Source organism: Mesorhizobium sp. M7A.F.Ca.US.006.01.1.1, assembly GCF_003997935.1.
In the GTDB taxonomy this organism is placed as follows: domain Bacteria; phylum Pseudomonadota; class Alphaproteobacteria; order Rhizobiales; family Rhizobiaceae; genus Mesorhizobium.
Genome location: NZ_RZQL01000066.1, coordinates 21,995 through 28,845 on the forward strand (window position 1 = coordinate 21,995; position 6,851 = coordinate 28,845).

6 protein-coding genes and 2 pseudogenes are annotated in these 6,851 nt (G+C 58.1%); 5 read left to right on the forward strand and 3 right to left on the reverse strand.

The features are described from left to right. The first annotated feature begins 239 nt into the window (after positions 1-239). The 5 genes from nifB to EN943_RS13940 all read left to right on the forward strand — a co-directional run bounded on the left by nifB (position 240) and on the right by EN943_RS13940 (position 3,488). Complete coding sequence (nifB, locus tag EN943_RS13920; protein ID WP_063169393.1) at positions 240-1,721, forward strand: nitrogenase cofactor biosynthesis protein NifB; 1,482 nt, start codon at positions 240-242, stop codon at positions 1,719-1,721. A 29-nt stretch (positions 1,722-1,750) separates the two neighbouring features. Then, positions 1,751-1,945 carry a 4Fe-4S binding protein gene (locus tag EN943_RS13925; protein ID WP_024505232.1) on the forward strand — a complete coding sequence of 65 codons (195 nt, stop codon included), beginning with the start codon at positions 1,751-1,753 and terminating at the stop codon, positions 1,943-1,945. A gap of 85 nt (positions 1,946-2,030) precedes the next feature. Next, positions 2,031-2,351 (forward strand): nitrogen fixation protein NifZ, encoded by a 321-nt coding sequence (locus EN943_RS13930; RefSeq protein WP_024505231.1) that lies wholly within the window; start codon positions 2,031-2,033, stop codon positions 2,349-2,351. Next, positions 2,348-2,560, forward strand: a complete 213-nt coding sequence (nifT, locus tag EN943_RS13935; RefSeq protein ID WP_024505230.1) for a putative nitrogen fixation protein NifT — start codon at positions 2,348-2,350, stop codon at positions 2,558-2,560. Before EN943_RS13930 ends, nifT begins: the two co-directional genes overlap by 4 nt. A 34-nt stretch (positions 2,561-2,594) precedes the next feature. Continuing rightward, on the forward strand, positions 2,595-3,488 hold the full coding sequence (locus EN943_RS13940) for an SIR2 family protein (RefSeq protein WP_024505229.1): 894 nt from the start codon (positions 2,595-2,597) through the stop codon (positions 3,486-3,488). Positions 3,489-3,795: 307 nt separating this feature from the next. Here EN943_RS13940 and EN943_RS13945 read toward each other — a convergent pair whose 3' ends face one another. From EN943_RS13945 to EN943_RS13955, 3 genes and pseudogenes are all read right to left on the reverse strand, one after another. Beyond that, positions 3,796-4,362, reverse strand: coding sequence for a sugar O-acetyltransferase (locus EN943_RS13945; protein WP_024505228.1), 567 nt, complete (start codon positions 4,360-4,362; stop codon positions 3,796-3,798). Positions 4,363-4,826: 464 nt separating this feature from the next. Then, positions 4,827-5,870, reverse strand: a pseudogene (gene nifA / locus EN943_RS13950) (nif-specific transcriptional activator NifA); the annotation flags it as partial. A 772-nt stretch (positions 5,871-6,642) separates the two neighbouring features. Continuing rightward, a pseudogene (locus EN943_RS13955) lies at positions 6,643-6,851 on the reverse strand (beta-ACP synthase); the annotation flags it as partial.

Below are 6,851 nucleotides of genomic sequence, written 5' to 3' on the forward strand. Positions count from 1 at the left end.
TTCTAAGAGCCTGATGAGCCAATCGTCAGGCCAGTGGTCTTGCGCGCCCTGTGCGCGACAAGGAGTGCTTCGTGCTTCTGAACGGATTTGGACTTGCACTGTCGCAAGCAGGACAAAATTGTGTCGCGCCGGCCTGACACAATGCGATATCGACCCGAATAGTGAACTGAAGCCGCTTTTTTCAGTTGGTATGGCTCTTGCACCTTGAACCGCGACGTTACCAGCAACGGAGCCGTTTGATGTCCTCACCGACAGTTTCGATTGAGGGGCCGACTAGCACGACATCCGAGGGTCTTCTGGCAGCCGCGAAATCCGGTGGCTGCGCATCGTCTTCCTACGGCTCGTCGCCGACCAGCCCGGGCGAAGAGGATCCGGCTATTTGGGAAAGGATCAAGGATCACCCCTGCTTTTCGGAGGAAGCGCATCATTATTTCGCGCGTATGCATGTGGCGGTCGCGCCGGCTTGCAATGTCCAGTGCAACTATTGCAATCGCAAATACGATTGCGCCAACGAGAGCCGGCCTGGTGTTGTGTCTGAGAAGTTGACGCCCGACCAAGCGCTACGCAAGGTCATCGCCGTTGCCAACAAAGTTCCGCAGCTTTCGGTTCTTGGCATCGCTGGGCCGGGGGATGCCTGTTACGATTGGGAGAAAACGAAGGCAACGTTCGACCGCGTCATCAGGGAAATCCCCGACATAAAGCTGTGCGTCTCCACTAATGGGCTCGTGCTGCCGGACCATGTCGCCGAGCTTGCCGAAATGAATGTTGATCACGTGACGATCACCATCAACATGGTCGACCCGGAAGTCGGCGCGAAGATCTATCCATGGATCTTTTATGAAAATCGCCGCTACTTCGGCATCGAAGCCGCTCGAATCTTGCACGCGCGGCAGATGCTGGGCCTGGAGATGCTGAGCGCGCGCGGCATCCTCACCAAAATCAACTCGGTGATGATTCCTGGAGTGAACGACCAGCACCTGTTTGAGGTGAACAAAATGGTCAGGGAGCGGGGCGCGTTTCTGCACAACGTGATGCCTCTGATTTCGGACCCGGCGCACGGTACCCACTACGGACTCATCGGGCAGCGCGGCCCAACGGCAACGGAGATGATGGCTCTTCAGGATCGACTTGAAGGTGGCGCCAAGTTGATGCGCCACTGCCGGCAGTGCCGGGCAGATGCTGTCGGCCTGCTCGGTGAAGATCGTGGCCAGGAATTCACGCTGGACGGTATTCCCGACGATGTCGCCTACGATGCTGGCAAGCGTCAGGCCTATCGGCAGGTGGTCGCACACGAGCGCCGTGATCATGAGGCGGCGAGGAGCGAGGCCATCGGTATGGTCAAGGCAACAGACTCCGAAAAGTCGCTTCTGGTTGCGGTGGCCACTAAGGGAGGTGGACGGGTCAACGAACACTTCGGCCACGCGAAGGAATTCCAGGTTTATGAAGTCTCGCCTAGAGGGATCAGCTTGGTCGGGCATCGGAAGGTCGAGCGGTATTGCCTCGGAGGCGGGGGCGAAGACGCCATCCTCGAGGGCGTCATCGCAGCGCTCGAAGGCATACACATAGTGCTATGCGCCAAGATCGGAAATCGCCCGAAGGAACAACTCTCGCGAGTTGGACTGCGCGTAACCGACGCCTATGGCCATGACTACATCGAGACCGCAGTCAGCGCACTTTACGCGGCAGAGTTTGGGATCAGACCACTAGCGGCGACGGCCTGAGCCGTCTCGTCCGATAACCAGGAGTTAGAATGGCTTTAAAGATCATCGCATCCCAATGTACCCAATGCGGGGCCTGCGAGTTCGAATGTCCTTCGGAAGCGATCAAGTTCAAGGGCGACGCCTATGTGATCGATCCAAACAAGTGCACCGAATGCAAGGAGGCCTTCGATACGCAGCAATGCGTGTCGGTCTGTCCGGTACCGAAAACCTGCGTTCCCGCTTGATTCCTACCGAAACGGTCGGGTTCGCCGCACGACGACGCCTGCAACCCGCGACCACAACAAAAGCCTCGAGAAAGGAATGGACAGCATGTGGTCCAGACGCGAACAGGAGGTCGAAATCGGCAGACCGCCACGGTTCATGCAGGGTGAGCGGGTCCGTGCGATACGCCACATAAAAAACGACGGCACCTATCCCGGCAAGGAGATCGGCGAAAACCTCGTGCGGAAGGGCGACGAAGGCTACGTGCGCGACATTGGAACCTTTCTCCAGCAATTCTTCATCTATGCGGTCGAATGGATCGATCGTGGCACGGTCGTCGGCATGCGAGCGCGCGAACTCATTAGCCTCGACAAAGTCGAGGTTCCCTGCGGAGCTGAAGGCATTTCCAACGGGGGAACAGCCGGATGAAAGTAATGATTCGCAGGACCGCTACTGGCTTGTCGGCTTATGTCCCCAAGAAGGATCTCGAAGAGCCGATCACCGAGATTGAGAACGCTGACTTATGGGGCGGGACCGTGACGCTCAGGAACGGTTGGCGGCTCATGCTGCCCGACCTTCCGCGCGACACGCGTTTGCCGATCACCGTCGAGGCGATGAAGATTTCCGACGGGGCCTGATGCCGGTGGGTTCAGTGGCGGAGAGGAAACGCGTATGAACACGATGCTGAGCTGGGACCATCTCGTCGTCGTCCGGGGCAGTTTTGCCAAAAAACTGATTGACCTGCTGAACGGCGCTCTCAAGGCCGATCGAGTGATCCCCTATCTCGGTCCTGGTCTTCTGCAGCTTAACCCACCGGAATCCCCTGTACCTTGCACCCCTGAAGATGTCGCCGCGGCCCTCAACAAGCGGGCGCCTGCCCCTTCCAGGATTCGCACCAATATGTGGTCGGTCGCGCAGTTTATCGAGCAGCGCCGACATCGTCGGACTCTCCAAGCGTGGATGGCGGAGATATTCGCAGCCCCCGCCGAGCCGACCGTTCTTCACGCCTGGCTCGCAACCCTTCAACTGTCTGTCATCATCGACAGCTGGTACGATGGCGCCATGCGAGCAGCCCTTGCAGAGGCCGGCCAAACAGACGTTGTCGAGATACAAGGAACGACGCGCGCGACCGGAATCGGTAACATCTGGACGAGAACTTACGATTTGTCAGGAACAGAACTCGAGGCCGAACAAGTGGCTAGGACGGTGCTCTATGCGCCGCACGGCAGCGTCAGGCCGGCGGCAAACTTCCTCGTGGCTGATTCCGATTACGTCGAAGTCCTAACCGAAATTGATATCCAGACGCCGATCCCGGACGCGGTGAAGCAACGGCGCGTCAACCGGGGTTTTTTCTTCGTGGGCTGCCGCTTCAACGATCAGATGCTGCGCACATATGCCAGACAGCTGATGAAGCGCTCCACTGGCCCACATTTTGCGGTGATCGATTCGGCTACGCTGACCAGAAACGAACGTCGTTTCCTTGCCGAAGGCGCAATCACGGTCATCGACATGCCGATCCGCAACGCCGCGGCTCGCCTCGTCGGGGTCGATGCTAGCCAGGATTAATGGCCGGCGATTGCTGGTGAGTCGCTGCTTGCCTCCAAGGGCGAAAACTCAGTTGGGAATACATTCGTGAGCAGTAATGCTAGTGGCAGCACAACGTAGGCTCTGAATTCGTTGGGCCATGTGAAAGGGTCCGCTGCTGCGGGACGTGAGCACGTTGCGGCGGCATTACGCACATGATCTTGTGACCCCCGTGGCAAAAGAACTGAAGCGCCCGAGTCGCGACAACATATGCAGCGCTCAATGGCTTCGACAAAAATTCGGCACAGTTTCGACAGTTCGCATGCACCTCCAGGGTCAACGAGGTTGATTATGCCTGTTTATGTGGGTCGGCCACGCGAGCAGGAATTCCCACTACCTTTGCCCCGGCGGGAACATCTCGTGTGACCACGCAGCCAGCGCCTACCACTGCATTATCACCAATCGTGACGCCAGGCAGAATGATTGCTCCACCGCCGATCCAGACACGGCTGCCAATGTGAACAGGACGCCCGACCTGCAGGCCGGCCTGCCGCTGCTCGGCATCATGTGGATGATCGGCGGTATAAATCTGCACAGCAGGCCCAATTGCCGTTCCTTGCCCGATTTTGACCTCTACCACGTCAAGAATAACGCAGTTGAAGTTGATGTAGGCATTGGCTCCAATGCGGATATTGAATCCGTAGTCGCAAAAAAAGGGCGGACGGATGACCGTTCCGCGCCCAACCTCTCCCAGCCGCTCGGACAAAAGCTCATGCCAATGCCCCGTGGTCTGCCCCAGCGTATCATTGTACCGCTTGAGCCAAGCCCCGGTTGCCAACAGGTCAGCTTGGATCTCCGGATCCGCCGCATTGTAAAACTCGCCTGCGAGCATCTTTTCTTTTTGGCTACGCATCATAGTCTCCCGTCAGGTCGTGTCCCGTACAGTGATGCAGGAACGCACATCAAACTGCCTCGGCAACTTTGTAACTCGATCTTGCCGGGCGCGCGGTCGGTCACGAGCCGGGGCGACAGTTTCGTCTCGACCAACTTCCAAGAATTTGGATATCGGAGATCAACCGGTCGCAGGGGCCAATACCTGACGAAGTCGGCAACTGTCCAGCGGTCGAACTCACTTTCATGCCCATCTCAGATTGCGTGATATCGAGCGGTAAGCCATCAGCTAATGTATCGACCAGGTCCCGCCAGAGGATTACTCCTTTTTAGTTTGTCAGTCGCAGAGCCCCAGTACGACTGGTGGTAGAAAGCACACGGCCGGAATCTTGGCAGCGCTGTTCACACCCACTTCGTAAGCCTGGCCGATGGGCTCGGCGCCAGAGCACCAATGCTTGACCTGCTCCAGCTCTTGCTCGGCGGGTTGTTTCAGAGACGCTTGATCTCGATACCGCGTTTTCTCAGCACGTAGCCGATCTGGCGCGGGGTCAAACCGAGCAGGCGCGCCGCCTTTGCCTGCACCCAGCCACACTTTTCCATGGCAGCAATGACCGTATCGGCATCGGGCACCCTACCACGAGTCGTGGCAGGGCCTATCGGCGCTTGCCCGTCGCCGACGGGCGGGGCGGCACAGGCGGCGGAAGGCTCGATCGTAGTCGACTTCTCTGACGTCGGCTGTCCGTTCTTCCACAGCGCCGCGGCCAAGCACTGATCCGCGTAACAGGCAAAGTCAGTTCTGAGGATTGATGGACCCGTCGCCAGAACTGCCGTCCGTTGAACGCAGTTTTCGAGCTCTCGGATGTTACCTGGAAATTCGCAGTTCATTAGCACCTCAATCGCTTCGGGAGCGAAGGTCAGCGTGTGATCATTCTCAGTATTGAAATTCTTGAGAAACTGAGCGGCCAAGAGCGGAATATCACCTCGCCTTTCGCGCAATGCCGGCACGCGTAAAGTGACGACGTTGATGCGATAATAGAGGTCTTGCCGGAACTCCTTGCGTTGAACTGCCGTTTCCAAGTCCCTGTTCGTTGCGGCAATCACGCGAACATCAACTTTAATGGTGTGGTTGCTGCCGACGCGCTCAAACTCCTGCTCCTGCAGGACACGCAGCAGCTTAGCCTGGAACGAACCTGATATTTCGCCAATCTCGTCCAGAAACAATGTGCCTTTGTCGGCAGCCTCAAAGCGCCCCTTGCGCAAACTGCTCGCGTCGGTGAAGGCACCCTTCTCATGACCGAACAAGTCAGATTCCAGAAGCGTCTCGGTGAGCGCCGCGCAATTGACCTTGATGAAGGGCTGCTTGGCGCGAGGCGAGAGCTCGTGAATGGCTTTGGCAACCAGCTCCTTGCCGGTTCCGGATTCACCTCGCAACAGGACCGTAGTCTTCGCCTTGGCCACCTTGACAAGGTGCTCACGCAGCTTGCGCAGCGCCTGACTATCGCCAAGCATCTCCTTGCTGATCTTTTTACGTTCCATTTGGCAGCCCATCCCACTCCGCCACCCGCCGGTAGAACTGCACTGGACGGTGAGCTGTGTTGTATTTCGCCATCATCATTCTCGATCTCACCTTTGTTGCTTCGAAATTTCCGGCGCGCGGACCCCCTCGGCAAATGGCAATGGCGCCTGAGCATCGTTGTCTTTCACCAGGACGAGCGTCTTCTCCTCCGTGCGGGCGCCCGCAATATGCGCGCTTGTTTGCGCAGGCCTTTACTCGACCGGTCGCCGTTCTGTCCGGCTTCTGCCGCACCGCAGCCTGCAAACCCATCCTTGACAAGAAAGGAGGGGAGTCAATCGAGCTCTCCTTGCATTCGTGCAAGGAAAATTGTCAGTTTGATAGAATTCTATCAAAACGGCAGAAACGCCCCGCCCCCAATTTGGCTGTACCTGCGGCGTTCAGCTTACGTGACGACATGTGCGGACTTGTCCCAATTGCCGTCCGAGTTGTGCGGGAAACAGTAGCCGCTGCGCTGTTCGCTTCAACCGCGTGATGCCGCTGACAGTAGAGGCGGCGGCTCGTCGAGCGAGGCTTCATTGTTCGGCTACTAAAGCGGCTGTGCTTTGGTGGGAGTTGGTTTCGCCCAAGTTCTGGGCCTGGGGGCGTCTAGCCCGTTTCGCCGCACAGGCTCCTCCCACATCGTCGAGGCCGAGAAGGAGGGACCCCACAGCCCTCCCTGTATCACAATGCCCCGCCCCTCAAGCAGCTAGATACGACAGGTGACCTCGAATGAGGCGTCTTGCATGGCTTCTACACCTGCCTGAATGCCAGAACTGCGTTCGTACCGCCCATGGCGAAGGCGTTGCTCATGGCGACGCGCACCTTGCGCTCGCGCGGCACATTGGGTGTGATGTCGAGGTCGCAAGCGGGATCTGGCTCGCGATAGTTGGCGGTCGGCGGCACGACGTCCTCTTGGATTGCCATCACGCAGGCGATCATTTCAAGCGCGCTCGCTGCGC